The organism is Sciscionella marina DSM 45152 (assembly GCF_000379465.1).
Lineage (GTDB): Bacteria > Actinomycetota > Actinomycetes > Mycobacteriales > Pseudonocardiaceae > Sciscionella > Sciscionella marina.
Map to the genome: position 1 here is coordinate 460,889 of NZ_KB905381.1, position 25,905 is coordinate 486,793.

24 protein-coding genes and 1 tRNA gene are annotated in these 25,905 nt (G+C 67.7%); 17 read left to right on the forward strand and 8 right to left on the reverse strand.

Features of this window, described 5'->3' with window-relative positions; translation table 11 throughout:
• Positions 1-109 precede the first annotated feature (109 nt).
• On the reverse strand, positions 110-1,063 hold the full coding sequence (locus A37U_RS0108105) for an acyl-CoA desaturase (protein WP_020496125.1): 954 nt from the start codon (positions 1,061-1,063) through the stop codon (positions 110-112).
• Between the two features lie 237 nt (positions 1,064-1,300).
• Here A37U_RS0108105 and A37U_RS0108110 point away from each other — a divergent pair.
• From A37U_RS0108110 to A37U_RS0108140, 7 genes are all read left to right on the forward strand, one after another.
• Positions 1,301-1,371: transfer RNA gene (locus A37U_RS0108110), tRNA-Gln, on the forward strand.
• A 57-nt stretch (positions 1,372-1,428) separates the two neighbouring features.
• Positions 1,429-3,159 (forward strand): GGDEF domain-containing protein, encoded by a 1,731-nt coding sequence (locus A37U_RS42795; RefSeq protein WP_020496126.1) that lies wholly within the window; start codon positions 1,429-1,431, stop codon positions 3,157-3,159.
• Positions 3,160-3,169: 10 nt separating this feature from the next.
• Positions 3,170-4,633 (forward strand): bifunctional UDP-N-acetylglucosamine diphosphorylase/glucosamine-1-phosphate N-acetyltransferase GlmU, encoded by a 1,464-nt coding sequence (gene glmU / locus A37U_RS0108120; RefSeq protein WP_020496127.1) that lies wholly within the window; start codon positions 3,170-3,172, stop codon positions 4,631-4,633.
• A gap of 8 nt (positions 4,634-4,641) precedes the next feature.
• The gene (locus A37U_RS0108125) at positions 4,642-5,622 is read left to right on the forward strand and encodes a ribose-phosphate diphosphokinase (RefSeq protein WP_020496128.1); all 981 of its coding nucleotides are present in this window, start codon (positions 4,642-4,644) and stop codon (positions 5,620-5,622) included.
• Positions 5,623-5,861: 239 nt separating this feature from the next.
• Positions 5,862-6,482 (forward strand): 50S ribosomal protein L25/general stress protein Ctc, encoded by a 621-nt coding sequence (locus A37U_RS0108130; protein ID WP_020496129.1) that lies wholly within the window; start codon positions 5,862-5,864, stop codon positions 6,480-6,482.
• 1 nt (position 6,483) lies between these two features.
• Positions 6,484-7,053 carry an aminoacyl-tRNA hydrolase gene (gene pth, locus A37U_RS0108135; protein WP_020496130.1) on the forward strand — a complete coding sequence of 190 codons (570 nt, stop codon included), beginning with the start codon at positions 6,484-6,486 and terminating at the stop codon, positions 7,051-7,053.
• 303 nt (positions 7,054-7,356) lie between these two features.
• On the forward strand, positions 7,357-8,739 hold the full coding sequence (locus A37U_RS0108140; protein WP_040586843.1) for an MFS transporter: 1,383 nt from the start codon (positions 7,357-7,359) through the stop codon (positions 8,737-8,739).
• 83 nt (positions 8,740-8,822) lie between these two features.
• Here A37U_RS0108140 and A37U_RS51335 read toward each other — a convergent pair whose 3' ends face one another.
• On the reverse strand, positions 8,823-8,969 hold the full coding sequence (locus tag A37U_RS51335) for a hypothetical protein (protein WP_020496132.1): 147 nt from the start codon (positions 8,967-8,969) through the stop codon (positions 8,823-8,825).
• Between the two features lie 398 nt (positions 8,970-9,367).
• Here A37U_RS51335 and A37U_RS0108150 point away from each other — a divergent pair, with 398 nt between their 5' ends.
• From A37U_RS0108150 to A37U_RS0108165, 4 genes are all read left to right on the forward strand, one after another.
• Positions 9,368-9,670, forward strand: a complete 303-nt coding sequence (locus tag A37U_RS0108150) for a hypothetical protein (protein ID WP_020496133.1) — start codon at positions 9,368-9,370, stop codon at positions 9,668-9,670.
• Positions 9,671-9,770: 100 nt separating this feature from the next.
• Positions 9,771-10,808: a tryptophan--tRNA ligase gene (trpS, locus tag A37U_RS0108155; RefSeq protein WP_020496134.1), complete on the forward strand. Its 1,038-nt coding sequence runs from the start codon at positions 9,771-9,773 to the stop codon at positions 10,806-10,808.
• Between the two features lie 61 nt (positions 10,809-10,869).
• Positions 10,870-11,910 carry a YhjD/YihY/BrkB family envelope integrity protein gene (locus A37U_RS0108160; protein ID WP_026196986.1) on the forward strand — a complete coding sequence of 347 codons (1,041 nt, stop codon included), beginning with the start codon at positions 10,870-10,872 and terminating at the stop codon, positions 11,908-11,910.
• Complete coding sequence (locus A37U_RS0108165; protein WP_020496136.1) at positions 11,907-13,025, forward strand: methyltransferase domain-containing protein; 1,119 nt, start codon at positions 11,907-11,909, stop codon at positions 13,023-13,025. The genes A37U_RS0108160 and A37U_RS0108165 overlap by 4 nt, the downstream gene beginning before the upstream one ends.
• Here A37U_RS0108165 and A37U_RS0108170 read toward each other — a convergent pair.
• The 6 genes from A37U_RS0108170 to sdhC form a co-directional block, all read right to left on the reverse strand.
• Positions 13,022-14,275 carry a D-alanyl-D-alanine carboxypeptidase family protein gene (locus A37U_RS0108170; RefSeq protein WP_157182686.1) on the reverse strand — a complete coding sequence of 418 codons (1,254 nt, stop codon included), beginning with the start codon at positions 14,273-14,275 and terminating at the stop codon, positions 13,022-13,024. The genes A37U_RS0108165 and A37U_RS0108170 overlap by 4 nt on opposite strands.
• Positions 14,276-14,398: 123 nt before the next feature.
• Positions 14,399-15,175 (reverse strand): DUF3800 domain-containing protein, encoded by a 777-nt coding sequence (locus tag A37U_RS0108175; RefSeq protein WP_157182687.1) that lies wholly within the window; start codon positions 15,173-15,175, stop codon positions 14,399-14,401.
• A gap of 174 nt (positions 15,176-15,349) precedes the next feature.
• On the reverse strand, positions 15,350-16,117 hold the full coding sequence (locus A37U_RS0108180) for a succinate dehydrogenase iron-sulfur subunit (RefSeq protein ID WP_020496139.1): 768 nt from the start codon (positions 16,115-16,117) through the stop codon (positions 15,350-15,352).
• On the reverse strand, positions 16,117-17,871 hold the full coding sequence (gene sdhA / locus A37U_RS0108185) for a succinate dehydrogenase flavoprotein subunit (RefSeq protein ID WP_020496140.1): 1,755 nt from the start codon (positions 17,869-17,871) through the stop codon (positions 16,117-16,119). The genes A37U_RS0108180 and sdhA overlap by 1 nt, the downstream gene beginning before the upstream one ends.
• Positions 17,872-17,899: 28 nt before the next feature.
• Positions 17,900-18,316, reverse strand: coding sequence for a succinate dehydrogenase hydrophobic membrane anchor subunit (locus A37U_RS0108190; RefSeq protein ID WP_020496141.1), 417 nt, complete (start codon positions 18,314-18,316; stop codon positions 17,900-17,902).
• Positions 18,317-18,321: 5 nt separating this feature from the next.
• On the reverse strand, positions 18,322-18,750 hold the full coding sequence (sdhC, locus tag A37U_RS0108195; protein WP_020496142.1) for a succinate dehydrogenase, cytochrome b556 subunit: 429 nt from the start codon (positions 18,748-18,750) through the stop codon (positions 18,322-18,324).
• A 363-nt stretch (positions 18,751-19,113) separates the two neighbouring features.
• Between sdhC and A37U_RS0108200 the strand changes: the two genes are divergently transcribed.
• Genes A37U_RS0108200 through A37U_RS0108225 form a run of 6 tightly spaced genes read left to right on the forward strand, consistent with a single transcriptional unit; the run spans position 19,114 to position 25,860 of the window.
• The gene (locus tag A37U_RS0108200) at positions 19,114-20,271 is read left to right on the forward strand and encodes a BMP family lipoprotein (RefSeq protein WP_026196987.1); all 1,158 of its coding nucleotides are present in this window, start codon (positions 19,114-19,116) and stop codon (positions 20,269-20,271) included.
• A complete protein-coding gene (locus A37U_RS0108205) occupies positions 20,268-21,851 on the forward strand; it encodes an ABC transporter ATP-binding protein (protein ID WP_020496144.1) in 1,584 nt (527 codons plus the stop codon). The genes A37U_RS0108200 and A37U_RS0108205 overlap by 4 nt, the downstream gene beginning before the upstream one ends.
• The gene (locus A37U_RS0108210; protein WP_020496145.1) at positions 21,848-22,918 is read left to right on the forward strand and encodes an ABC transporter permease; all 1,071 of its coding nucleotides are present in this window, start codon (positions 21,848-21,850) and stop codon (positions 22,916-22,918) included. The genes A37U_RS0108205 and A37U_RS0108210 overlap by 4 nt, the downstream gene beginning before the upstream one ends.
• Positions 22,915-24,180, forward strand: coding sequence for an ABC transporter permease (locus A37U_RS0108215; protein WP_026196988.1), 1,266 nt, complete (start codon positions 22,915-22,917; stop codon positions 24,178-24,180). Before A37U_RS0108210 ends, A37U_RS0108215 begins: the two co-directional genes overlap by 4 nt.
• Before the next feature lie 2 nt (positions 24,181-24,182).
• Complete coding sequence (locus A37U_RS0108220) at positions 24,183-24,575, forward strand: cytidine deaminase (RefSeq protein WP_020496147.1); 393 nt, start codon at positions 24,183-24,185, stop codon at positions 24,573-24,575.
• Between the two features lie 4 nt (positions 24,576-24,579).
• The gene (locus tag A37U_RS0108225) at positions 24,580-25,860 is read left to right on the forward strand and encodes a thymidine phosphorylase (protein ID WP_020496148.1); all 1,281 of its coding nucleotides are present in this window, start codon (positions 24,580-24,582) and stop codon (positions 25,858-25,860) included.
• Positions 25,861-25,905 lie beyond the last annotated feature (45 nt).

Below are 25,905 nucleotides of genomic sequence, written 5' to 3' on the forward strand. Positions count from 1 at the left end.
CCCTTCGCTTACTCGCCACGGGGCAACCCTAGAGCACGCCTCCGAACACCCCGCGAAGCGCGAAAATCCCCGGCGGACGCGAAGTCCACCGGGGATCCGGATGCCAGGCTCACTCGTTCGCCACGGCGAGCCGCGCCAGGCGGTTCGAGGTCGGCCATCGGACGTTCTTGGCCCAGCCGAACTTCTCGAAGAACCAGATCAGCCGCGCGGAGATGTCGATCTGGCCGCGCTGCACGCCGTGCCGGGCGCAGGTCGGATCGGCGTGGTGCAGGTTGTGCCATGCCTCGCCGCCGGAGAGCACCGCGAGCGGCCAGAAGTTCGCCGACTTGTCCCTGCTGCGGAACGGCCGCTCACCGAGCATGTGACAGATCGAGTTGGTCGACCAGGTCACGTGGTGCAGGATCGCCACGCGCACCAGGCCCGCCCAGAAGAAGGCGGTCAGCGCGCCCCACCAGGACCACGAGATCAACCCACCGAGCAGGGCCGGGGTGAGCAGGGAGAGCAGGGTCCAGAGCCAGAACAGCTTGGACAGCTTGGTGATCAGCGAGTCATTGAGCAGGTCGGGGGCGAACCGCTCCTTGTTGGTCTTGTCCCGGTCGAAGACCCAGCCCATGTGCGCGTGCCAGAAACCGCGGGCGATCGCGGCCGGGCTGTTGCCGAATAGCCACGGGGAGTGCGGATCGCCCTCCCGGTCGGAGAAAGCGTGGTGACGGCGGTGGTCGGCGACCCAGAAGATCACCGGGCCCTGCAGGGCGGTCATGCCCGCGATGGCGAGCGCGGCACGCAGGCCGCGATTGGCCTTGTACGAGCCGTGCGTGAAGTAGCGATGGAATCCCGCGGTCACGCCCAGCAGCGAGACCCAGTAGAAGGCGAAGCCGAGGATGATGTCGAGCCAGCTCAGCCCCCAGCCCCAGGCGAACGGGATAGCGGCGAGCAGGGCGACCATCGGCAGGAGGAGGAACACGATCACGCCGATCTGGGCGCTGAACGGCCGCTTGCCCGTTATGATCGGTTTCGGGCCGTTCGCTTCCGGGGGATGTTCGGGGGCGAGGGCGCTTGTCATGGGTTCACCGTACCCAAAATTAGGAGATCTTTGCTTACGACACCGTAACTTACTTCACCGTAGGTTACTCGCGCTCGAGTCCGATATGGCGGTCACTGTGATTTTCGCGCCTTTTTCGATCAGGCGGAACCCTTGAGTGGGCGATATCGTACGCATGCAAGGATGGGGTCGGTCGCGACTGCACAGCGTCCATACGGAGACAGTGTCCGCGTGGACCGGAGCCGTTGATCGCGCTGATCCGCCGTAGTGTAATGGCAGCACCTTGGATTTTGGTTCCAATAGTCCAGGTTCGAGTCCTGGCGGCGGAGCGGTAAGTGAGCTTATCGGTCGTTGGCAGATGGGTATTGGGTTGGTCGATGCGGGACATGGGCGACCCACGCTACGTGCTACGACAACAGGGCACGCTGGATGACCTCACCGGGGAGGACCCGGGCACGGCGCCCGGGAGCTCACCCGGGGATCCGTCCGGCTCGGAGATCCTGCTCGAACGCGCACGCGTGGTGTTCGCGGCGGCGCAGAGCGACTCCCGCAGCGACGAGCACATCGCCGAGGTCGACCAGCTGGTCACCGTGGCCAAGCGGTTGGGCGAGGTCTCGGTCGTCGGGCAGCTGCTCCGATACGCGGTCGTGGTGCGGCTCGCGGTCGACGGCGGGGAACAGTCCACCCGCGAACCGCTCGCCGAATTCGAGGCGTATTGCAGACGTAACGGACTGCTCGTCCTGCTGTCCGATGCCGGCGCGCTGCGGGCGAAGGTGGCACTCGGCTCCGGGCACGAGGACACCGCGATCAGCGAGATCGCCCGAGCGCTCGCGGTGCTCGACGATGTGGACGCCGCCGAGGAGGTCCGGTTACCGCACGCGGTACTCGGCACCGTGCTCGTGGACATCTCCGTGGTGCTCATGGCTCTGGGCGTGTTCGAGATCGCGGACCAGATCATGCGCCGCGCGCAGAAGGTGGCCGAGGCGACCAACGACACCCACCTCGAGGTCGTGCTCAACAGCAACCGCATCTTTCTGCTCCTGGAATGGGGCAGGCGGCTGGAGCGGCTCAACTTTCCGGACACCGCGCGGCAGAACTTCGTCAAGGCCTCGATGCTGGCCAAACAGACCGAACAGGTGTTCCTGAGCTCACGATTCCCGGTGGACCCGGACCGCCCGGTCGCCGACCAGCACCAGGCGCTCGCGGTCGCGCATGCCTACGCCAACCCGGGCAGTCAGCACTACGCCCGGCTCGGTGACCGGCTGGAGCGGGCCAGCGCTCCGCACGACAAGATCGATGTCGCGCTGCCGTTGGCCAGGTGCATGGAGCGGGAAGGGGAGTACGCGCGGGCGACCGAGCTGCTGTCCTCGGTGGTGGGGAGCACCGCGGGAGTGCGGATGCTGTTCCCGCTGCTGCGGGTCTCGCTGTACCGCGAACTGGCCAGGATGACCGAGCTCGCCGAGAACGCCCAGCGCACCGGCGCGGTGCAGGACTACATCCACCAGCTGGAGCTGGAACTGTGGCAACTGCGCGAGACCAGGATGGTCACCCTGAACACCCGCAGGGAACACGAGCGCCTCGCCCGCGAGCACGGCGCCGTCTCCGCGCAGGCCATGCAGGATCCGCTCACCGAACTGCCCAACCGGCGTGCCCTCACCGAGCGGCTGCTGGCGATGAGCGATGACGCGCGCTGCTTCCCGCTCGCGATCGCGCTCATCGATCTGGACGGGTTCAAGCTCGTCAACGACCGGTACTCGCACGGGCGCGGGGACGAGGTGCTGCGGGCGATCGCGAACACTCTCCGTGAGGTACTGCGCGGGGACGATCTGGTCGCGCGCTACGGCGGGGACGAGTTCGTCGCGGTGCTCGGCGGCGCCCCGCTGCACGCCGCGCACGCGGCACTCGGCAGGGCGGTCGCCGCGGTGGACCGGCTGCCCGAGGAGATCACCAGGGGGGTGACGCTCTCGGTCGGTGTGGTCTCGATGACCCGTACCGAGACCGAGACCGGTGTGCTCGCCCGCGCGGACGCGGCCATGTACGAGGCGAAGCGGCGCGGGGGCAACACCGTCGTGGTACTGGACGGCACGGGCGACGAGGCCGCGACGGCAGGCCCGTAGGATTCCGGGTGTGACGCTGGCTGGACGAGAACTGAGCACGATCGTGCTCGCCGCGGGTGAGGGCACGCGCATGCGCTCACGCATCCCGAAGATGTTGCACCGGATCGCCGGGCGGACGCTGGTGGAGCACGCGGTCCGGGCGGTCGCCGCGCTCTCCCCTGGCCATCTGGTCGCGGTGACCGGGCACGGGCGCGAGGAGGTCGGCGCGCACCTGACCGAGCTCGGCGAGCGGATCGGTGCCCGCGTCGAGACGGCCGTTCAGGAACAGCAGCTCGGCACCGGGCACGCGGTCGCCTGCGGGCTCGCCGCCCTTCCGGAAGACCTGACCGGAACCGTCGTGGTGACCTACGGTGACGTGCCGTTGCTGGACACCGCGACCATCGAGGAACTGCTCACCGAGCACACCGAGCGCGGCAACGCCGTCACCGCTCTCTCCGCGGTCGTGCCGGACCCGACCGGATACGGGCGCATCGTGCGCGAATCCGGCGCGGTCACCGGGATCGTCGAGCACAAGGACGCGAACGCAGAGCAGCGCGGGATCCAGGAGATCAACGCGGGCGTCTACGCCTTCGACCTCGCCCTGCTGCGCTGGGCGCTCGGCCAGTTGTCCACGGAGAATGTGCAGGGCGAGCTCTACCTTCCGGATGTGCTCTCCATCGCCCGCGCCCAGGGACGTTCGGTCGGCGCCCTGGTGTGCGCGGATCCCTGGCAGGTGGAGGGCGTGAACGACCGGGCCCAGCTGGCCACCCTCGGCGCGGAGTACAACCGCAGGCTGGTGCGCACCGCGCTGCTGGGCGGGGTGACCATGACCGATCCCTCGACGGTGTGGCTGGACGCCGAGGCCGAACTCGGCAGGGATGTACTCGTCGAGCCGAACGTGCAGCTGCGGGGGCGGACCGTGGTCGGCGAGGGAGCCACCGTCGGCCCGGACACCACGCTGAACTCGGTGCGCATCGGGGCGGGTGCCTCGGTGGTGCGTACGCACGGCACGGACGCGGTGATCGGGGACGGGGCCGAGGTGGGGCCGTTCGCCTACCTGCGGCCGGGCAGCGAGCTCGGCGAGCAGGGCAAGATCGGCGCCTATGTCGAGGTCAAGGACTCCTCGATCGGGGCGGGAACCAAGGTCCCGCACCTGTCCTACATCGGCGGCGCGACGATCGGTGAGCACTCCAACATCGGCGCGGCCAGTGTCATGGCGAACTACGACGGCACGAACAAGCACCGCACGGTGGTCGGCTCGCATGTGCGGATGGGTTCGGACAACATGTACGTGGCCCCGGTGACGGTGGGGGACGGGGCCTACTCGGGGGCCGGTGCGGTGATCCGTGAGGATGTGCCACCGGGGGCGCTCGCGGTGTCCGGGGGGCCGCAGCGCAACATCGAAGGCTGGGTCGCGAAGAAGCGGCCGGGAACAGCGGCGGCGAAGGCCGCCGAGGCAGCACAGGCGTCCGCGGATTCGAACGATCAGGAGTAGAAGCGGTCATGAGTTCCAAGTCCGGCACACCGAAAAAGAATCTGCTGCTCTTCTCCGGGCGCGCGCACCCGGAGCTGGCCGACGAGGTCGCCAAGGAGCTCGACATCTCCGTGACCGCGCAGGACGCCTATGACTTCGCCAACGGTGAGATCTTCGTGCGTTTCCAGGAGTCGGTGCGCGGGACCGATGCCTTCGTGCTCCAGTCGCACACCGATCCGATCAACAAGTGGATCATGGAGCAGCTGATCATGGTGGACGCGCTCAAGCGCGGTTCCGCCAAGCGCATCACCGTGGTCATGCCCTTCTATCCGTACGGGCGCCAGGACAAGAAGCACAAGGGCCGCGAGCCGGTGTCCGCGCGGCTGATCGCCGACCTGTTCAAGACCGCGGGCGCGGACCGGCTGATCACCGTGGACCTGCACACCGACCAGATCACCGGCTTCTTCGACGGACCGGTCGACCACATGCGGGCGCAGAAAGTGCTCACCGAGCACGTCTCCGAGACCTACGGTGGCGAGGACATCACCGTGGTCTCCCCGGATTCGGGGCGCACCAAGCTCGCGGAGAAGTGGGCCGACCGGCTCGGCGGTTGCCCGATCGCCTTCGTGCACAAGACCCGGGATCCGCTGCGGCCGAACGAGGTCGTCGCCAACCGGGTGGTCGGCGAGGTCAAGGGGCGACTGTGCGTGGTGGTGGACGACATGGTCGACACCGGGGGCACCATCGCCAAGGCGGTGCAGCAGCTGCTCGACGAGGGCGCGTCCGGTGTGGTCATCGCCGCGACGCACGGCATCCTGTCCGGCCCGGCACCCGAGCGGCTGGCCAACTGCGGCGCGCGTGAGGTCATCTTCACCAACACGCTGCCTATCCCCGAGGAGAAGCGGTTCGCCAACCTCACCGTGATCTCCATCGCCCCGCTGCTGGCGCGCACGATCCAGGAGGTCTTCGACGATGGTTCGGTGACCAGTCTGTTCGACGGCGACGCCTGACCGTTTTCCAGCTGTTCCACATCGGGGTCCGCGGTGTTCACGCGGACCCCGATTCGGTTACCGGCCAGGCGGGCACGTATACTTTCCGGGTTGTCTCGGCGAGGGTCCGCGTGTCGATCGCGTGACCGTGATCGACGTGGCGTTCTCGCGCAGTGCGCGCGTGATTCGCGCGCCCGCTCAGCCTTCGCCAGCGACCACGACCGCTGCCCAGTTGTCCCAAGCATCGCAAGGAGTTTTCCGTGTCCGAGGTTCGTCTCGACGTCGAACAACGTACCGAGTTCGGGAAGGGCGCGGCCCGCCGTGCCCGGCGCGCGGGCAGGGTCCCGGCCGTGCTGTACGGCCACGGCGAGGACCCGCGTCACCTCGCGCTCCCGACCATCGAGTTCGCCCGGGTGCTGCGGGAGAACGGCCAGAACGCCGTGCTCACGCTCAGCATCGAGGGGCGCAACGAGCTCGCGCTGACCAAGACGGTCGCCGTGCACCCGCTGAAGAACTACATCGAGCACGTCGACCTGCTCGTGGTCAAGCGCGGCGAGAAGGTCACCGTGGACGTGCCGGTGGTGGTCACCGGTGAGCCGGGCGCCGGCGCCGAGTACTACCAGGACATGGACACCGTCTCGGTCGAGGCCGAGGCGCTGCACATTCCCGAGCAGTTCGAGGTCTCGATCGAGGGCGCCGAGGTCGGTACCCAGATTCACGCCTCCGAGATCCAGCTGCCGCCGAACGTCGAACTGGTCACCGACGGCGAGTACCTCGTGGTCAACGTCGGCGCGATCCAGGACGCCGACACCGAGGGCGACGAGAGCGCCGAGGAGCCCGCCGAGGCCGGCGAGGAGTCCGGGTCCTCGGACGAGAGCTGAGTTGGAGCAACATCTCGTCATCGGGCTCGGAAACCCGGGCCCCGGGCACGCGGGAAACCGGCACAATGCCGGTTTCCTCGTGCTCGACGAGCTCGCCTCCCGCGCAGGCGGGAGGTTCAAGGCGCACAAATCCGGTGCCGAGGTGCTCGAAGGGCAGCTCGACGGGCACCGGGTCGTGCTCGCCAAACCACGTTCGTACATGAACCTCTCCGGCGGCCACGTGTCCTCGGCCGCCAAGTTCTACAAGATTCCGAACGAGCGGATTCTCGTCGTCCATGACGAGCTCGATCTCGCCTTCGGCACCATCCGGCTCAAGTTCGGTGGTGGCCACGGCGGGCACAACGGCCTGCGTTCGATCGCGAAATCCCTGGCCACGAATGACTTCGTCCGGGTGCGCTTCGGTATCGGGCGCCCACCGGGCCGGATGGACCCCGCCGACTTCGTCCTCCGCGACTTCTCCAGCGTCGAGCGCAAGGAACTCCCGTTCGCCGTCGACGCCGGGGCGGATGCCGTCGCGGCCGTCCTCGCGAAGGGTCTCGAGGCGGCGCAGAACACCGTCAACGCGAGCTGACGAACCGGCCCGAATCTTCCACGGTTATCGCACCGGGTGATAGTCCCGGTTCATCGGGCGATCAACAAGTGTCCGATTTGTCCAATTTATTGGGAAAGGTCCCGTAGATTCGTGCGTATTTTGCGGGTGCATGGACATTCTCGGTGTCTTGGCAACTAAGGTGCGTCTGCAGCGGACGGCGCGTAGTGGCCGGGATGGCCATCATCGGGGTTCGCGTCCACGAAGCATGAGCACGAACGCAAGACGGGAGTTGAGCCGTTGACGAGCGCAGCAGCAGCAGCTGGGGGCGGTAAGCCGCTGACGATGAAGGATGTGAATGTCACCCACCCCGGCGTCGTCAAGCGCGCGGTAGCCGCGGCGATGGTCGGTAACATCACCGAGTGGTACGACTTCGGTGTCTTCGCCAACCTCGAGGCGACCATCGGAGACGTCTTCCTTGCACCGGCCGGTGACACCATGAAGACGATCGGGACGGCGATCCTGTTCGCGATCGCGTTCACCGTCCGCCCGTTCGGCGGTCTGTTCTTCGGTCCGCTCGGGGACCGGATCGGCCGCACGAAGGTACTGGCGATCACCGTCATCCTCATGGCGGCGGCCACCTTCCTGATCGCGTTCATTCCGGATTACGGCACGATCGGTCTGGCGGCGCCGCTGATCATGGTGTTCCTGCGGCTGGTGCAGGGTTTCTCCACCGGCGGTGAGTACGCGGGCGCGATGACGTTCATCGCCGAGTACGCACCGGACAAGCGCCGTGGCTTCTTCGGCAGCTTCCTGGAGTACGGCACCGCGATCGGCTACCTGATGGGCGCGATCATGTCGCTCGGCGTCAGCCTGATGCCGCACGACTTCGTGATGTCCTGGGGCTGGCGGATTCCGTTCCTGCTCGCGGGGCCGATCGGTCTTGTCGGGCTCTACCTGCGGATGAAGCTGGAGGAGACCCCGGCCTTCCAGGCGGTGGCCAAGGAATCCGAGGCCCGCGAGGGCAGCCAGTCGCTGAAGGAGCTCAAGGAGATCGCGGTCCGGTTCTGGAAGCCGATCCTGATCTGCGGAGCCCTCGTGGTCTGCTGGAACGGCGTCAACTACGTGCTGACCACGACCATGCCGGCCTACTTCAACTCCTACAACAAGCCGATCACCGAGAACCACGTCAGCGAGTACCTGCAGATCGGCGCGCTCGCGGTGATGCTGTTCATCATCCCGTTCATCGGCAAGCTCTCCGACCGGATCGGCCGTAAGCCGGTGATGTTCACCGGTGTCGGGCTGATCATCGTGCTGGCCATCCCGTCCACGCTGCTCACCCAGTCGTCCTCGATTCCGACGGTGGCCATCGGGATGCTGATGATGACCGTGATGCTGCTGTGCTTCAACACCACCTCACCGTCCACGCTGCCGAGCCTGTTCCCGACCGAGGTGCGCTACGGCGGGCTCTCGGTCGCGTTCAACATCTCGATCTCGGCGTTCTGCGGGACCGCGACCGTGATCATCACCTCGTTGATCGCGGCGACCGGGGACCACAACTGGCCCGGGTACTACCTGATCTTCGTCGGGTTGCTCGGCCTGGTCGCGCTGTTCTTCATGAAGGAGTCCGCGAACCGGCCGATGCAGGGCACTCCGCCCTCGGTGTCCACCGAGGAGGAGGCGCGCGAGCTCGTGGAGGCGAGCCAGCAGGCCGCGGACAAGGCATGAGCGTCAGAGCCTGATTGACAGAGACGAAGAAGGGGCGTGGCGCTTCCGGGCGCCACGCCCCTTCTTCGTGTGTACCTGGCGGCTTACTCGGCCATCGCGAGGGCCGGGGTGGCCTCGACGGTCTCGACCGAGTTCTTGCGCATGTGGCTGCGCGTCGCCTTGGTGATGATGCCTGCGACGCCGAACAGCGCCAGGGCCTCCGCGCCGATGGCAATGATGATGCTAGCCATGATGGTCTCCTTTTGGGCAGAAAGATCTAAGGTCTTTGAAGGTATGGGGTTGGGTGTAGCGGGAAGGCCTTACCCAGGCGGCGAGACTGCCGTGAGAACCCTGGTTGGTCTCCTCATCCCGTACATCGCAAGCATGCCCGACGCCGTTTCGTGATGCACTAAGGATTTCCTGTGTGCTATGACACATTTGTTCCATGTCTTGCCTGGTAGTCGCGCGGCAAGTAGATAACCATCCGGTCACGGTGGTCTCGGATCACCACCGGTGACACGCCGGTTCGAGGGGGTGCCGCTGTTCGGGTGACGGCTCTCGATAAGGTGCGGCGCTACGTGCTCACCGAAGCCATGTCGGGGTGGCAGGCGAGACGTGTTCCGGAAAGTCAAACCAGGAGGAATGACTGATGCCCTCCCGCCTGCGCTGGCAGGTCCGAGTGCTCGCTCTGGCTGTCCTCGCGTGCGCGCTGACGCTCCCCGGCGGCGTCGGCAACGCGGCAACGCTCGCCGTCGATGAAAGCTCGGATGCCTCGATGCCGCTGACCGGACCGGTCGCCATCGGCGCGATCGGTTTCGGCGCGATCGGCCTGGTTTTCGGGCTGGTGCGCAAACGCCGCCAGGTCGCCGAGGCCGCCCGCAGGGAACGGGCCGAGCGGATCCCGCACCCGCGCGGTGAGACCGAGGTCCGGGTGCGCGTACACCGCGGCTGAGCACGCCTGGCAAGATTCGTGCCGTGAGCGAGCTTGCGAGCGAACCGGAAAACACAGCAGGGCCACGAGCGGCCAAGCCGAGCGTCAGCGAGGTGCGGTCGTGAGTGTGCTCGGCAGTAACGAATCCTCGCTCCCCGAGCGGCCCCGGGTGTTCTCCGGTATCCAGCCGACGGCCGATTCCTTCCATCTCGGCAACTACCTCGGCGCGGTCCGGCAGTGGGTCGCACTGCAGGAGACCCACGAGACCACCTACTGCGTCGTCGACCTGCACGCGATCACCATGGAGCAGGATCCGGCGCAGCTGCGCGAGCGCACCTTCGTCTCGGCCGCCCAGCTGCTCGCTGCGGGGATCGACCCGGATGTGAGCACCCTGTTCGTGCAGTCGCATGTTCCCGAGCACACACAACTGAGCTGGGTGCTCGAATGTCTCGCCGGATTCGGGGAGGCCTCGCGGATGACCCAGTTCAAGGACAAGTCCGCCAAACAGGAAAGCGATCACGTCAGCGTCGGGCTGTTCACCTATCCGGTGCTGCAGGCCGCGGACATCCTGCTGTACAACGCCAACCAGGTGCCGGTCGGCGAGGACCAGCGCCAGCACCTGGAGCTGTCCCGCACCCTCGCGCAGCGGTTCAACGGCCGGTACGGCGCCACGTTCACCGTCCCCGAGGCCTACATCCTCAAGGAGACGGCCAAGGTCTTCGATCTGCAGGACCCGACGGCGAAGATGTCCAAATCGGCGTCCGCGCCGAACGGGATCATCGAACTGCTGGAGGATCCGAAGCGCTCGGCGAAGAAGGTCCGTTCCGCGGTCACCGACAACGACCGCGATATCCGCTACGACGAGCAGGCCAAGCCCGGGGTGTCCAACCTGCTGTCCATCTACTCCGCGCTGACCGGGGAGAAGATCGCCGAACTCGAGAACACCTTCGCCGGCAAGGGCTACGGGGACCTGAAGAAGGCGCTCGCCGAGGTACTGGTCGAGTTCGTCACCCCGATCCGGGACCGGGTGCACGAGTACCTGGACGACCGGGCCGAGCTCGGCAGGGTGCTCGCCAAGGGTGCCGCGCGGGCCCGGGAGACCGCCGCCGTCACCCTCGCCGAGGCTTACGAGAAGGTCGGGTTCACCCCGACGCGGTAGCTGCGCGTGCGCTCGGTGCGTCGGTTTTGCGGTAGTCCGTCCCGGTGGATACGGTCCATCCGTGGCGCGCGGTACACGAGTAGACACGGGTGCGAAACCCGCTGAGGAACGACCTGGGTTCATCACGCGGTTGCGCCGCAGAAGGCCGGGGATCGACCACGTCCTGCGCGCCTATGACGCCTACACCGAGCGCTATGGGGTGCACTACGCCGCCGCGCTGACCTACTTCAGCGTGCTGTCCCTGTTCCCGATGGTGCTGCTGGCGTTCTCCGTGCTCGGTTTCGTGCTCGCCGGGGACATGGCGCTGCAGAACCAGATCCGGGACGGCATCAAGGGCGCGCTCCCGCCCGGTGCCCTGCGCGAGCTGATCGGCGACGTGATGGACACGGCGATCAAGCAGCGCGGCGGAACCGGGATCGTCGGGCTGGTGATCGCCCTGTACTCCGGGGTCGGCTGGATGGGCAACCTGCGCAACGCGCTCACCGCGCAGTGGGGACTGAAGAAGCCCGCGCTGCCGTTCCTGTCCACCCTGGTCAAGGATCTGCTCGCGATGCTCGGTCTGGGTGTCGCGCTGATGGTGTCGTTCGGGCTCACCGCGCTCGGCAGCGGGTTCACCCGCCAGATTCTCACCTTCGCCGGCTTCGACCCGCACGGCCCGGCGCGGTACGTGCTCGTGGTCGTCTCGCTGCTGCTCTCCATCGCGGCGAACTGGCTGATCTTCCTGTGGGTGATCGCCCGACTGCCACGGGCCAGGGTTTCCATGCGCACCGCGGTCCGTGGCGCCCTGGTGATGGCGGTCGGATTCGAGATACTGAAGCAGGTGATGACGATCTATCTGCGCTCGCTGCAGAGCAACCCGGCGTTCACGCTGTTCGGGCCGATCCTCGGGTTGATGGTGTTCGCCAATTTCGTCTCCCAGCTGCTGCTGTTCCTCACCGCGTGGACCGCGACCGCGAAGGAGAACCAACACGTCGAGGTGCCCGCACCGGGGGCGGTGGTCCGTCCGGTGCTCGGGGTGCACACCGGGCCGAGCGGGGGACAGGCCGCGGGTCTGTTCGGCGCGGGCGCGCTGCTGGGCATCCTGCTCTGGCGCAGACGGTGAACGGTGGCTGGCGGCGCCGCTCCCGGCGACTGACCGGGGCACTGGCCGCTGCCGGCCTGCTCACCGATCCACGGCTCGGCGCGGCCTTCCGCGAGGTTCCGAGGCACGTACTCGTCCCGGTCTACCTGGAGCGCACCGAACACGGCTGGCAGCGCCGGGAATCCGCGCGCGAACTGGCCACCGTCTACTCGGACACGGTTCTGGTCACCGCGGTCAGCGGGGACGGCGAGGTGCTCTCCACTTCCTCACAGCCGGGGGTGATGGCCCGGATGCTGGAATCGCTCGCGCTGCGGGACGGGATGCGGGTGCTCGAGATCGGCACCGGATCCGGCTACAACGCGGCCCTGCTCTGCCACCGGCTCGGCGCCGGGCGGGTGTACTCGATCGATGTGGAACCGGAACTGGTCGCCACCACCCGGGATCGGCTCGCCGGGCTCGGCTATCACCCGGACCTCGTGGTCGGGGACGGTTCCGCCGGACTGCCCGAGCACGCCCCGTTCGACCGGGTGCTGGCGACCTGCGCGGTGCCCGCGATCCCGTTCGCCTGGGTCGAGCAGTGCCGGATCGGCGGGGTGCTGCTCGGCGATCTGAAACCGGTGCGCTCGGCGGGCAATCTGGTGCGGCTGGTGCGGGTCGGCCGGGAACGGGCGCAGGGGCGGTTCGAGCGCGGCTACGCGACCTTCATGGACCTGCGCCACGATGCGGGCCGGGTGGCCGAATCGGGCTGGCCGCCGTCACGGGGCGAAGGGCAGCGCAGGGAGAGCGAGCTCGCGCCCGGACCGCTGTTCGACCGCGGGCTGGTGGCGTGGTTTCTCGCCTGCCTCGAGCTCGGGCCGGTGACCGCCTTCGGGTTCTTCGGCTACGAACGGCGCCAGTTCCGGCTCGCGACCGCGGACGGCTCGCTCGCCTCGGTCTCGGTGCGCCCGCGTTCGGGTGCCCACCAGGTGCGCGAGCATGGGCCACGGCAGCTGTGGCGGATCGTCGAGGCGGCCCACGAGCACTGGGTGGCGCTCGGCGAGCCAGGATGGGACGCCTTCGGTCTCACGGTCACCCCCGAGCGGCAGACCGTGTGGTTCGGTGAACCGGACGGCGAACCGAACTGGGTACTCGGTTAATCGGCGTCCGCGGTGGGTTTGCGGCGGCTGCGACGGTACAGCCACAGCACCAGCAGCAGGGCGAGCACGATGACCACGAGCACCGCGACCACGATCAGCCAGGTCGGGCTCCAGCTGTCGTTCGCCGAGTTCGCCATCGCGGGGGAACCCTGGTTGTGCTGCTCCTGCGCGGTGGGAGCGGGCCGGTCGAGATGCCCGACCGGGGCCACGTTCGCCCCGGAGAGCGCGAATCCGTAGTCCATCAGCCCGGTGGCGTTCTGGTACATGCCCTCGAGATGGTTCATGCCGTGCATCATGACCAGCCCGACCCGGTGCCCGTCGCGGTCGGCCGCGTTCAGGAAGGTGTGCTGGGCGTCGTCGGTGAACCCGGTCTTCCCGCCGAGGTCACCCGGGTACTTGCCGAGCAGTTTGTTGTCGTTCGCGACCTCGTAGGACTTGCCGTGCCCGTCCGGGAAACTCATCTTCTGGGTGTGCACGATCTTGGCGAAGGTCGGGTTCGCCATGGCGGTGCGGAAGATGTTCGCCATGTCGTAGGCCGACGTGGACATACCCGGCCCGTCCAGGCCGGACGGAGTGGCCGCCCTGGTGTCCTTGCAGCAGAGCTGCGCGGCGAGTTCGTTCATCTTGTCGACGGCCTTGTCCATCCCGCCGAGCTGCGTGGCCAGCGCGTGCGCGAGGTCGTTGCCCGATTTCAGCAGCAGCGCGGTGAGCAGCTGTTCGACCGTGTATCGCCCCTTGGGCACGATGCCGACCCGGGTGCCCTCCGCGTCGGCGTCCGCCTGGGTGCCGGTGACGACCTTGTTCATCTTCAGATCGCGCAGCACGACGAGGGCGAACAGGCTCTTCAGGATCGAGGCGGGGCGCTGCCGTCCGTGCGGGTCCTTGGCGGCGAGCACGTTCCCGCTGTCCAGGTCGAACAGTACCCAGGAGCCGAAGTCCAGGTGCTTCGGCAGCGGACCGGCGCCTTCCGGGAGCACGTAACCGCATTCGGCCATGCGTGGCCCGCCCGCCGGGGTCGCGGGGACCGGCAGCGGCTGCGGGGCGGTGGCGCCCGGCTTCGGTTTCTCCGAGGTGTCCACGGCCTTCGGTGGCGCCTGCTTCTGCGGGCAGTTCGTCGTGTTCGGCCGCGTGTCGGTGAGCGGCACCGCGTGCCGGTGCGGCGCGGCCACGGCGAGCGGCGCCGTGAGGCAGCCGAGCAGCCCCGCGACCAACAACGCGATCAGGGCCCTGCTTGCGCGTGTCACTAGCACCGCGACAGGCTAGCTTGCAGGAAAGCGATGCGGGCCCCCGCGGGGGATTACCGAGGGTGGTTCTCCCACCATGGGGGAGGTGAACTCCGACATCCGGACAGCAAGAAGGCGCTGCTTGCGATGTCAGCCCGGCGCGTCCACACCCATGGTGCGGGCGAGTTCCGGCAGCCAGGGATGGGTCTCGGCCCCGTCCGGATCGGGGAAGACCTTGAGCCCGTAGGAGAACAGGTTCTGCCCTTTCCGGTAGAAGCGTTCGCGCATCCGCCGGAGATAGCGGGTCTCGTAGCTGCCGAACTCGTCCACTTCGAAGGCGCTCGCGATCCCGGAGGCGGCGATATCGGCCAGGTCCAGGGACTCATCCGAGGAGGGATCAACGATTTCGATGTGATGGACCGCGGACCAGTCGATCCCGCAGTTCTGCTTGCCGAGCTTGAGCTCGCGCAGGTATGGGCCGAGGTGTTCCTCGTGATGTCCGCCCCTGACATGCGAGAGCTTGCAGTCGAGTTGCTCCGCTCGGCTCTCCGCCAGCCAGGACAGCCGTTCGAGCAACAGCTTCGTGGCGTAGTTATAGGCCGTCTGCGCGTTCCATGTCGAGCTGTTCAGCCGGGACTTGCAGGTGACGACGCCGGAGATCGTCAACCAGTCGGCGAGGCCGAGCAGCTGCGCCATCCGGAGCCGCTTGAAGTGGTGAGACGCTTTCTGCCAATGCAGTTTTTCCGACTGACCGGTGTCCCGTTTGAGGTCGGCGATCAACTCGGTGGCCTTCGGTGCGTCGGTCTCGGCGAACGCCACGGCGGCCAGTACGAAATGCGAACTCGCCGTCGGAGAGCGTGCGCTGTGTCCGGACTCGTCCACGAAAGCCAGCAGTCTCGGCCGTTCCGGGGGTTTCAGGTTGCTCATCGCGACCACCTCCGACCGACTCGTCACACCCGGTTACACTTCATCGTGCTGCCGGTGCTCGTGGACCGGTAGCGGCTGACCGAGTGATCATCCCTCGTCCATTCGTCCTACCTGGGCAAATGGAAAACGGGCGCCGTACCGATCGGTATGGCGCCCGTTTTGGGTGGCTTCGGCCTAGGTGCGCTTGAACAGCAGCGCGCGCTTGACCTCCTGGATGGCCTTGGTGACCTGGATGCCACGCGGGCAGGCGTCGGTGCAGTTGAAGGTGGTGCGGCAGCGCCAGACGCCCTCGACGTCGTTGAGGATGTCCAGCCGCTCCTCGGCGCCCTCGTCCCGGGAGTCGAAGATGAACCGGTGCGCGTTGACGATCGCGGCCGGGCCGAAGTAGGAGCCTTCGCTCCAGTACACCGGGCAGGACGTGGTGCAGCAGGCGCACAGGATGCACTTGGTGGTGTCGTCGAACCGCGCGCGGTCCGCGGCGGACTGGATCCGTTCGCGGGTCGGGTCGTTGCCGTAGGTCATCAGGTACGGCTTGATCGCGCGGTAGGCCTCGAAGAAGGGCTCCATGTCCACATAGAGGTCCTTCTCCAGCGGCAGGCCCTTGATCGGCTCGATGGTCAGCGTGGTCTGCTTCCCGTTCGCCGCGAACATGTCCTTCATCAGGACCTTGCAGGCGAGCCGGTTGACCCCGTTGATGCGCATCGCGTCCGAACCGCACACCCCGTGCGCGCAGGAGCGGCGGAACGCGAACGAGCCGTCCAGGTAGTTCTTCACGTAGAAGAGCAGGTTGAGTACCCGGTCGGTGGGCAGGGCGGGCACATCGTAGGTCTCGAAGTGCGGCGCATCGTCCACCTCGGGGTTGAACCGCTGGATCTTCAGCGTGACGGTGCGCGAGCCCTCTGGAACGGGTGCCGGTTTCGGTGCGGCCTCGGTAGTGGTCATCAGTACTTGCGCTCCATCGGTTCGTAGCGGGTCTGGGTCACCGGTTTGTAGTCCAGGCGGATGTCCGCGGCGAGGGTGCTGCCCTGCTTGTAGGCCATGGTGTGGCGCATGTAGTTGGTGTCGTCGCGGTTGGTGTAGTCCTCGCGCGCGTGCCCGCCGCGGGATTCCTTGCGGGCCAGTGCGCCGACGACGAGTACCTCGGCGATCTCGAGGAGGAAGCCGAGTTCGACGGCTTCGAGCAGGTCGGTGTTGAACCGCTTGCCCTTGTCGTGCACCTGGATGTGCTCGTAGCGCTGCTTGAGCGCCTGTACATCGTTGAGCGCCTGCTTGAGCGTCTCCTCGGTGCGGTACACCGAGGCATTGGCGTCCATGGTGGCCTGCAGCTCGGTGCGGATATCGGCGACCCGCTCGTGGCCGTGCTCGGAGAGCAGCAGGGCGAGCTGGTCGTCGACGGTCGTGGTGGCCTCCTCGGGCAGCTCGACGAACTCGTGGGCATTCGCGTACTCCGCCGCGGCGATCCCGGCGCGGCGGCCGAACACGTTGATGTCCAGCAGCGAGTTGGTGCCCAGCCGGTTGGAGCCGTGCACCGAGACGCAGGCGCATTCACCGGCGGCGTACAGGCCGGGGATCACGTTCTCGTTGTCCCGCAGGACTTCGCCCTCGATGTTGGTGGGGATACCGCCCATCACGTAGTGGCAGGTCGGGTACACCGGGACGGGCTCCTTGACCGGGTCCACGCCGAGGTAGGTGCGGGAGAACTCGGTGATGTCCGGGAGCTTGGACTCGAGCACTTCCTCGCCGAGGTGGGTCACGTCCAGGACCACGTAGTCCTTGTCCGGTCCGCAGCCGCGCCCGGCGAGCACTTCCTGGACCATCGAGCGGGCCACGATGTCGCGCGGGGCGAGGTCCTTGATGGTCGGGGCGTAGCGCTCCATGAACCGTTCGCCGTCCGCGTTGCGCAGGATGCCGCCCTCACCGCGGACCGCCTCGGAGATGAGGATGCCGAGTCCGGCCAGCCCGGTCGGGTGGAACTGGAAGAACTCCATGTCCTCGAGCGGGAGGCCGTTGCGGAAGATGATGCCGAGCCCGTCACCGGTGAGGGTGTGCGCGTTCGAAGTGGTCTTGAAGATCTTGCCCGCCCCGCCCGAGGCGAACACGATCGACTTCGCGTGGAAGACGTGGATCTCGCCGCTGGCCAGCTCGTAGGCGACCACCCCGGAGGCGACCGGGTTGCCGTCCGAGTCCGGGGTGAGCAGCACGTCGAGTACGTAGAACTCGTTGTAGAACTGGATGTCGTGCTTGACGCAGTTCTGGTAGAGCGTCTGCAGGATCATGTGCCCCGTGCGGTCGGCCGCGTAACAGGCCCTGCGCACCGCTGCCTTGCCGTGCTCGCGGGTGTGCCCGCCGAACCGGCGCTGGTCGATCTTGCCTTCCGGGGTCCGGTTGAACGGCAGCCCCATCTTCTCCAGATCGAGCACCGCGTCGATGGCTTCCTTGGCCATGATCTCCGCGGCGTCCTGATCCACCAGGTAGTCACCGCCCTTGATCGTGTCGAAGGTGTGCCACTCCCAGTTGTCCTCTTCGACGTTCGCCAGTGCCGCGCACATTCCGCCCTGGGCGGCACCGGTGTGCGAACGCGTCGGGTACAGCTTGGTGAGCACGGCGGTGCGGGCCCGTGGACCGGCTTCGATGGCGGCCCGCATCCCGGCGCCACCCGCGCCGACGATGACCACGTCGTATTTGTGAACCTGCATGGTGGGAGCTCCTGTAGTCCGCGAGGGATCAGTTCGAGATGTTCGGGTCGAAGGTGAAGATCACGAAGCTGCCGAGTGCGATGATCAGCACGGCGGAGGCGTAGAGCAGCATCTTCAGCCAGAACCGGGTGGTCTCCTTGCGCGCGTAGTCGTTGATCACGGTGCGCAGGCCGTTCGTCCCGTGCAGCTCGGCGAGCCAGAGCATGGCCAGGTCCCAGAATTGCCAGAACGGGGAGGACCAGCGTCCCGCGACGAAGGCGAAGTTGATCCGGTGCACGCCGCCGTCGAGGATGTTCATGATCAGCAGGTGGCCGAGCACCAGGATGATCAGCACGAGCCCGGACAGCCGCATGAACAGCCAGCTGTAGAGCTCGAAGTTGGACCGGCGCGCGGCGGGGCGGCGCTGGGTGCGGGGTGCGGCGAGTTCGCTCGGTGTAGTGGTCATGGTGATCAGGCCCCGAAGATCTTCTCGACGTTGTGACGCAGCATGAAGTACGCGCTGGGGATGAGCACGACGACCCAGATGACGATGATCGCCCACAGCATCGGCCGCTGGTACTTGGCGCCCTTGCTCCAGAAGTCCACGAGCATCACCCGGATACCGTTGAGCGCGTGGTAGAGCACCGCGGCGACCAGCCCGAGCTCCATCAGGTTGACCAGGGGGGTCTTGTAGGTGTCGATCACCGAGTCGTAGGTGTTCGGCGAGACCCGGACGAGCGCGGTGTCCAGCACGTGCACGAACAGGAACAGGAAGGTCGCGACCCCGGTGATCCGGTGTGCGACCCAGGACCACATGCCGATGTCGCCGCGGTAGAGCGTGCCCGCCTTCTTCCGCGCGCGGCCTCCCGAGCCCGCGGTCGTTACCTCACTGGTGGCCATGGTGTCGGGCCCTCCAAACCATTGCTTGACTCCTCACTCGCCCGGTCCCGCCGGCAGCGGGGTCCGGACTCGATCGTCGTCGCGCGCTTCACAGTCGGGACGTATGTTCGCCGCACGGTCAAATCGACCGCGAGCAGCACGTTTCCGGATGCTAGTCCCGGGTCTTGACACCGAGAACACGGCATCTCGCTCGTGTGATCGAGGAGACACGGGCAGCGCCCCGCTCACCAGGTGCGCATGTGTGTGGACGATGAGTACTCCATCCGAAAATTATTGGCAACGGAATCGGCGGGCTGTTACCCAATTCACCATTCGTCCGGGTACCGTTCGCGCGTCAAGTGCAGGTGATGAGGGAGCCGAGCAATGAAGCACAGGAGGCGCCTAGGGGCGCTTGGCGTCGCCGCGCTCGCGGGAACGCTGATGCTCGCCGGGTGCGCCAAGGATGTGAACGGCCCGGGCTCCGGTGCCTCCTCCGGCGGTGGTTCGGGCACTGGGCAGGGCTGCAAGCTGGCGGCGCAGCCACCGGCCGCGCCCGCGGCGGCCACCAGCTCGCAGGAGCAGGGCAAGGGGGTGGACGGCTCGAAGATGCGGGTCGGGCTGGCCTACGACATCGGCGGGCGCGGGGACGCCTCGTTCAACGACGCCGCCTACCGTGGCCTGGAGGAGGCGCGCGCCAAGCTGGGGGTCAAGGACAGCCGCGAGGTCAGCGCGCAGCCGAACGAGACCGAGGACCAGCGCCAGTCCCGGCTGCGCCAGCTCGCCGACGACGGCTTCAACCCGATCATCACCGTCGGCTACTCCTACGCCGAGTCGCTGAAGGCAGTCGCGAAGCAGCGCCCGAAGACCCAGTTCGCGATCGTGGACGATGACACGATCAAACTGCCGAACGTGCACCCGCTGGTGTTCGCCTCCGAGCAGGGTTCCTTCCTGATCGGGGTCGCCGCGGCGTACAAGTCCAAGAACTGCCATATCGGCTTCGTCGGCGGGGTGCGCACCCCGCTGATCCAGGCATTCGAGGCGGGGTACCTGCAGGGGGCGAAGGCCGCGGCGCCGGGCATCAAGATCGAGGACGACTACCTCAAACCGGCCGGGGACAACTCCGGGTTCAATGACCCCTCCACGGCGAGCCTGAAGGCCAGCGGACAGCTGCAGAAGGGCGCCGACGTCATCTACCACGCGGCGGGCGCCTCCGGGAAGGGCGTGTTCGACGCGGTCAAGCAGGCGGGCGGCGGGGCGCTCGGCATCGGGGTGGACTCCGACCAGTACTTCCAGCCGACCGTGGCCAATGACAAGGACATCATCATGACCTCGATGGTCAAGAAGGTGGACCAGGCCGTGTTCGGTTATCTCGCGGCCTTCGCCTCGAACAAGCTCGGCGGCTATCCGAAGCGGTTCGACTTGTCCACCGGGGCGGTCGGCTACACCCGCTCGGGCGGCAAGATCAACGACATCACCGGGCCGCTGGACGCGTACAAGCAGCAGATCATCGACGGCAAGATCCAGGTCAAGGACAAGCCGTGAGCGAGCGGACGAGCGAACCATCGTCACCGCGTGACGGGAGCGAAGAGACCGAACCAGCCGTCGAACTCGAGGGGATCACCAAACGGTTCCCCGGTGTGGTGGCCAACTCGGACGTGTCGCTGCGGGTGCGCCGCGGCGAGGTGCACGCGATCTGCGGGGAGAACGGCGCGGGCAAGTCCACGCTGATGAAGGTCCTCTACGGGATGCAGGCCCCGGACGAGGGCACGATCCGGGTGAGCGGGAAGCCCGTGCGGTTCCGCAGCCCCACCGACGCGATCGCGGCCGGGATCGGCATGGTGCACCAGCACTTCATGCTCGCGGACAATCTGACCGTCGCGGAGAACGTGATTCTCGGCGCCGAGGCGCTGCACGGGATCGGCAGGCGCGCCCGCGCGAGAATCGCCGAGCTGGCCGAACAGACCGGGCTGCGCGCCGAGCCGGGCACCCTGGTCGAACGGCTCGGGGTGGCCGACCGGCAGCGCATCGAGATCCTGAAGGTGCTCTACCGGGGCGCGCGGATCGTGATCCTGGACGAGCCGACCGCGGTGCTCGTGCCGCAGGAGGTGGAGGAGCTGTTCGCCACGGTGCGCGGGATGCGCGCGGATGGCTACACCTTCGTGTTCATCTCGCACAAACTGGACGAGGTCCGCTCGATCGCCGATTCGGTCACCGTGATCCGCAGGGGTGAGTCGGTGGGCACCGCGGATCCGCGCACCGTTTCCAGCGGGGAACTCGCCGAGATGATGGTCGGGGCGAGCCTGCCGTCCCCGTGCACCGAGGACGCGACGGTGACCGAGACCGTCACCCTGGAATGCGCGGGGCTGGATCTGCTCGGTGCGGACGGCACCCGCAAGCTGCTCGACGGGGTGAGCCTGCGGGTGCGCGCGGGGGAGATCCTGGGCATCGCCGGGGTGGAAGGCAACGGTCAGACCGAGCTCGTGGAGACGATCATGGGCCTGCGCAAGGCGAGCGCGGGCGCGATCACCATGCGCGGTTCGGACGGCACCGAGCACGAGCTGACCGAGCTGGACACGCTGCACCGCAGGGAACTGGGCATCGGCTACATCCCCGAGGACCGCAACCGGCATGGGCTGCTCGAGCACCAGTCGCTGTGGGTCAACCGGATCCTGGGCTATCAGACGCGCGCGCCGATCGCGAAGGGCGCGCTGCTCGATCCGGCAGGGGCGCGCCGGGACACCGAGCGCATCGTCGCCGAGTACGACGTGCGCACGCCTTCGGTGAACGTGGAGGCGGCCGCGCTTTCCGGGGGCAACCAGCAGAAGCTGATCGTGGGCCGGGAACTCTCGCAGGATCCGGCGCTGTTGCTCGCCGCGCACCCGACCCGCGGGGTGGATGTCGGTGCGCAGGCGCTGATCTGGGAACGGATCCGCGCGGCGCGCTCGGCCGGGCTCGCAGTACTGCTCGTCTCGGCCGATCTGGACGAACTGATCGGGCTCTCCGATGCCATTCAGGTGATGCTGCGCGGGCGGCTGGTCGCCGAGGCCGATCCGGCGACGGTGACCCCACAGGAACTCGGCGCCGCGATGACCGGGGCCAGCGAAGGGGGTGCCGCCTCGTGAACCGGATCCTTCCCGCGATCCTCGCGGTCATCTTCGCCGTGCTGCTGTGCTCGGTGGCCCTGCTGATCTCCGGGGACGATCCGGTGCAGGCCTTCACCACGATGATCACCCAGGTCGGCGAGGGCCAGACCGCGGTGAACGTGATCAACACCGGTGCGGTGTACTTCATCGCGGGCCTGGCGGTCGCGATCGGGTTCAAGATGAACCTGTTCAACATCGGCATCGAGGGCCAGTACCGGTTCGCGGTGATCGTCGCGGCCATCTACGGCGGTGCGGTGCACCTGCCGCCGGGCATCCACACGCTGACCATCCTGCTCGTCGCCGCGGTGGCCGGTGCCGTGTACGCGCTGATTCCCGCGCTGCTCAAGGCTTATCGCGGGGTCAGCGAGGTGATCTCCACGATCATGCTCAACTCGATTGTCGCCGGGATCACCGGAGTGCTGGTGAAACCGGACATGTTCGGGGTGCAGAGCGGGAACAACCTGGCCACCGCGCCGATCCCGCCGTCTGGCCGGGTGCCCGGTATCCCGCTCGGCTCGGCGGGGACCCTGTTCGGTCTGGTCTTCCTCGCGGTGCTGCTCGGCGTCGGGTACTGGTTCACGCTGGGGCGCACCAGGTTCGGCTTCGAACTGCAGGCCTCGGGGGAGTCGGCGACCGCGGCCGCGGCCGGTGGGGTGAACGCCCGCCGGATGGTGCTGATCGCGATGCTGCTCTCCGGGGCGGTCGCCGGGCTGATCGCGATGCCCGAACTGCTCGGCCGGGATTTCTCCTACGGCATCAACGCACCGCAGGGGTACGGGTTCACCGGGATCGCGGTGGCGCTCATCGGGCGCAATTCGCCGACCGGGATCGCGATCGGCGCGTTGCTGTGGTCCTTTTTGGACAAGTCGGCGGTCTCGCTGGACAACATCGGGGTCTCCCGGGAGATCGTCACCATCATGCAGGGGGTGATCGTGCTCTCGGTGGTCGTCGCGTACGAGATCTTCCGGCGCAGGGAGCTCAAGACCCAGCAGCAACGGGTCGGTACCGAGTTCCTTTCCGGTAAAACGGCGGGAGGCGAGGCATGAGCCTACTCAGTCCGCCCGCTCCCGCCACGGCCCCACTCGAGCAGCCGAACCGCCGGATGCCGCGCGGCAGCACCTCGCTGATCTGGGTCCTGGTCTCGCTGCTCGCGGTGTTCCTCGCCGAGTACCTGACGGGCGCGGTCGATCTCACCTCGACCAACACCGTGCAGAACGGCCTGCTGCGGGCGCTGCCGATCCTGCTCGCCGGGCTCGGCGGGGTGTGGGCGGAGCGTTCCGGGGTGATCAACATCGGCCTCGAGGGCATGATGATCTTCGGGACCTGGGGCGCGGCCTGGGGCGGCTACTTCGCGGGGCCGTGGATCGGCCTGCTCGCCGCCGCGGTGTTCGGCGCGCTCGGCGGCCTGCTGCACGCGGTGGCCACGGTGACCTTCGGGGTGAACCACATCGTCTCCGGTGTCGCGCTCAATCTGCTTGGCCAGGGCGTGACGAAGTACCTGTCCACGCTGATCTTCCAGCCGATCTCGAACAATCCGCGGGAATCCCCGCTGGTGCCCAAGTTCGACACCTATTCCTCGGTCGGGATCGGGCCCTGGCTCGAGAGGCTGGAGCAGAAGAACTGGTTCGGTATCTCGGATCTCGCCGGGATCGTGCACGGGCTGATCACCGGGGTCTCACCGCTGACCATGCTCTGTCTCGCGCTGGTGCCGATCACCTATCTGGTGCTCTGGCGCAGCCGGTTTGGCCTGCGGTTGCGCTCCTGCGGGGAGAATCCGGTCGCGGCCGAATCCCTCGGGGTGCGGGTTTATCTGCACAAGTACGTCGCGGTGATCGCCTCGGGGGCGCTTGCCGGGATCGGCGGGGCGACCCTGGTGCTCAACCGGGGCGGTTCGGGTTACCTGGAGGGGCAGACCGACGGCCGCGGGTACATCGGCCTGGCCGCGATGATCTTCGGGAACTGGAAACCGGGCGGGCTGCTCGCCGGTTCGGCGCTGTTCGGCTATACCGATGGGCTGCAGCTGACTACCGGGCCCAAGATCGTGATGGCGCTGGTGTACGGGGTGGTGCTGCTCATCGGCGCGATCGCGGTGTGGAAACTGCTCCAGCGCAAGTGGCTGGCCTGCGTGATCGCCGGTGCCTGCGCCGGACTGCTCTACTGGTTCTACTGGGCGGTGGACGAGATCCCGAGCGAGCTGCTGCCCTACACGCCGCACTTCGTGACCCTCGCGGTGCTCGCGGTCTCCGCGCAGCGATTGCGGATGCCCGCCGCGGACGGGTTCATCTATCAGCGGGGCAGAGGGGGCTGAGGGTGGCCGAGATCGACTGGGAGCTGTTGCGCGCCAAGGCGATCGAGGCCACCGCACGGTCCTACGCGCCCTATTCCGGGCTCGCCGTGGGAGCCGCGGCACTGGTCGGCGATGGCCGGATCATCACCGGCTGCAATGTGGAGAACGCCTCCTACGGCCTGGCGCTGTGCGCGGAATGCACGCTGGTGGGGCAGCTGCGGATGACCGGTGGCGGGCGGCTCACCGCGTTCGCCTGCCGGGGCGGGGAGGGGCAGCTGCTGATGCCCTGCGGCCGGTGCCGCCAGCTGCTCTACGAACACGGCGGGCCCGACTGTCTGGTGGACGCCCCGGACGGGATCGTCACCGTGGCCGGGATCCTGCCGTACGCCTTTGGCCCCGAACACCTACCGGAGTGAGTAGATGGAACCGTTCACCGCCGTCGAGATCATCCGCGTGAAACGGGACGGCGGCGAGCTGTCCCCGGACCGGATCGACTGGATCGTCGATGCCTACACCAGGGGAGTGGTCGCCGAGGAACAGATGTCCGCGCTGGCGATGGCGATCTACCTGAACGGGATGACCGCGGCCGAGACCGCGCGCTGGACCGCGGCGATGGTGGACAGCGGGGAACGGCTGAGCTTGCCCAAACTGGTGAAACCCTTGGTGGACAAGCATTCCACCGGAGGAGTGGGGGACAAGACCACGCTGCCGCTCGGCCCGCTGCTCGCACACTGCGGAGCGGCGGTCCCGCAGCTGTCCGGAAGGGGACTCGGGCACACGGGCGGCACCCTGGACAAGCTGGAGTCGGTGCCCGGCTGGCGGGCGGGCCTTTCCGCGGCGGAGATCGCGAGCCAGCTCGCCGAGATCGGCGCGGTGGTCGCCGCGGCCACTCCGACACTGGCCCCCGCGGACCGCAAGCTCTACGCATTGCGCGATGTCACCGCGACCGTGGAATCCATCCCGCTGATCGCCAGCTCGATCATGAGCAAGAAGATCGCCGAAGGCACCTCGGCGCTCGTGCTGGATGTGAAGGTCGGTTCGGGTGCATTCATGAAAGACCTGCCGCGGGCGCGCGAACTGGCCGAGACCCTGGTCTCCATCGGCGCCGCATCCGGGGTGCGCACCACCGCGGTGCTCAGTGATATGTCCGCCCCGCTCGGTTACGCGATCGGGAACGCCGTGGAGGTCGCCGAGTCGGTCGAGGTGCTGCGCGGCGGCGGGCCTGCCGACGTGGTGGAACTGACCTCGGTGCTCGCCGGGGAGATGCTGCGGCTGGCCGGGCTCTCCGCCGACCCGGCCGGAGTACTCGCCTCCGGAGCGGCGTACCAGACCTGGCGGGCGATGGTGCGTGCCCAGGACGGGAATCCCGATGCGCCGCTGCCCGCCGCGGCCCACGTGCGCGAGCTGACCGCACCGTCGGACGGCTACCTCGCCGAACTGGACGCGTACTCCTTCGGTGTCGCGGCCTGGCGCCTCGGCGCGGGCCGGACCCGTAAAGAGGATCCGGTGCAGCACGCGGCCGGGATCGTGCTGAACGCCAAGCGCGGCGCGTGGGTGCGCACGGGCGAACCGCTCGCCTGGCTGCACACCGACACTCCGGAGGCGGTGGAACCGGCGCTGGCCGGGCTCGAGGGCGCGGTCACCGTCACCGAGACCGAGCCGGAATCACGCCCGCTGGTCATCGACGTGCTGCGCGGTTGATCGATAAACGGGCCCCGCTCACTGAGCGGGGCCCGTTTATCGATC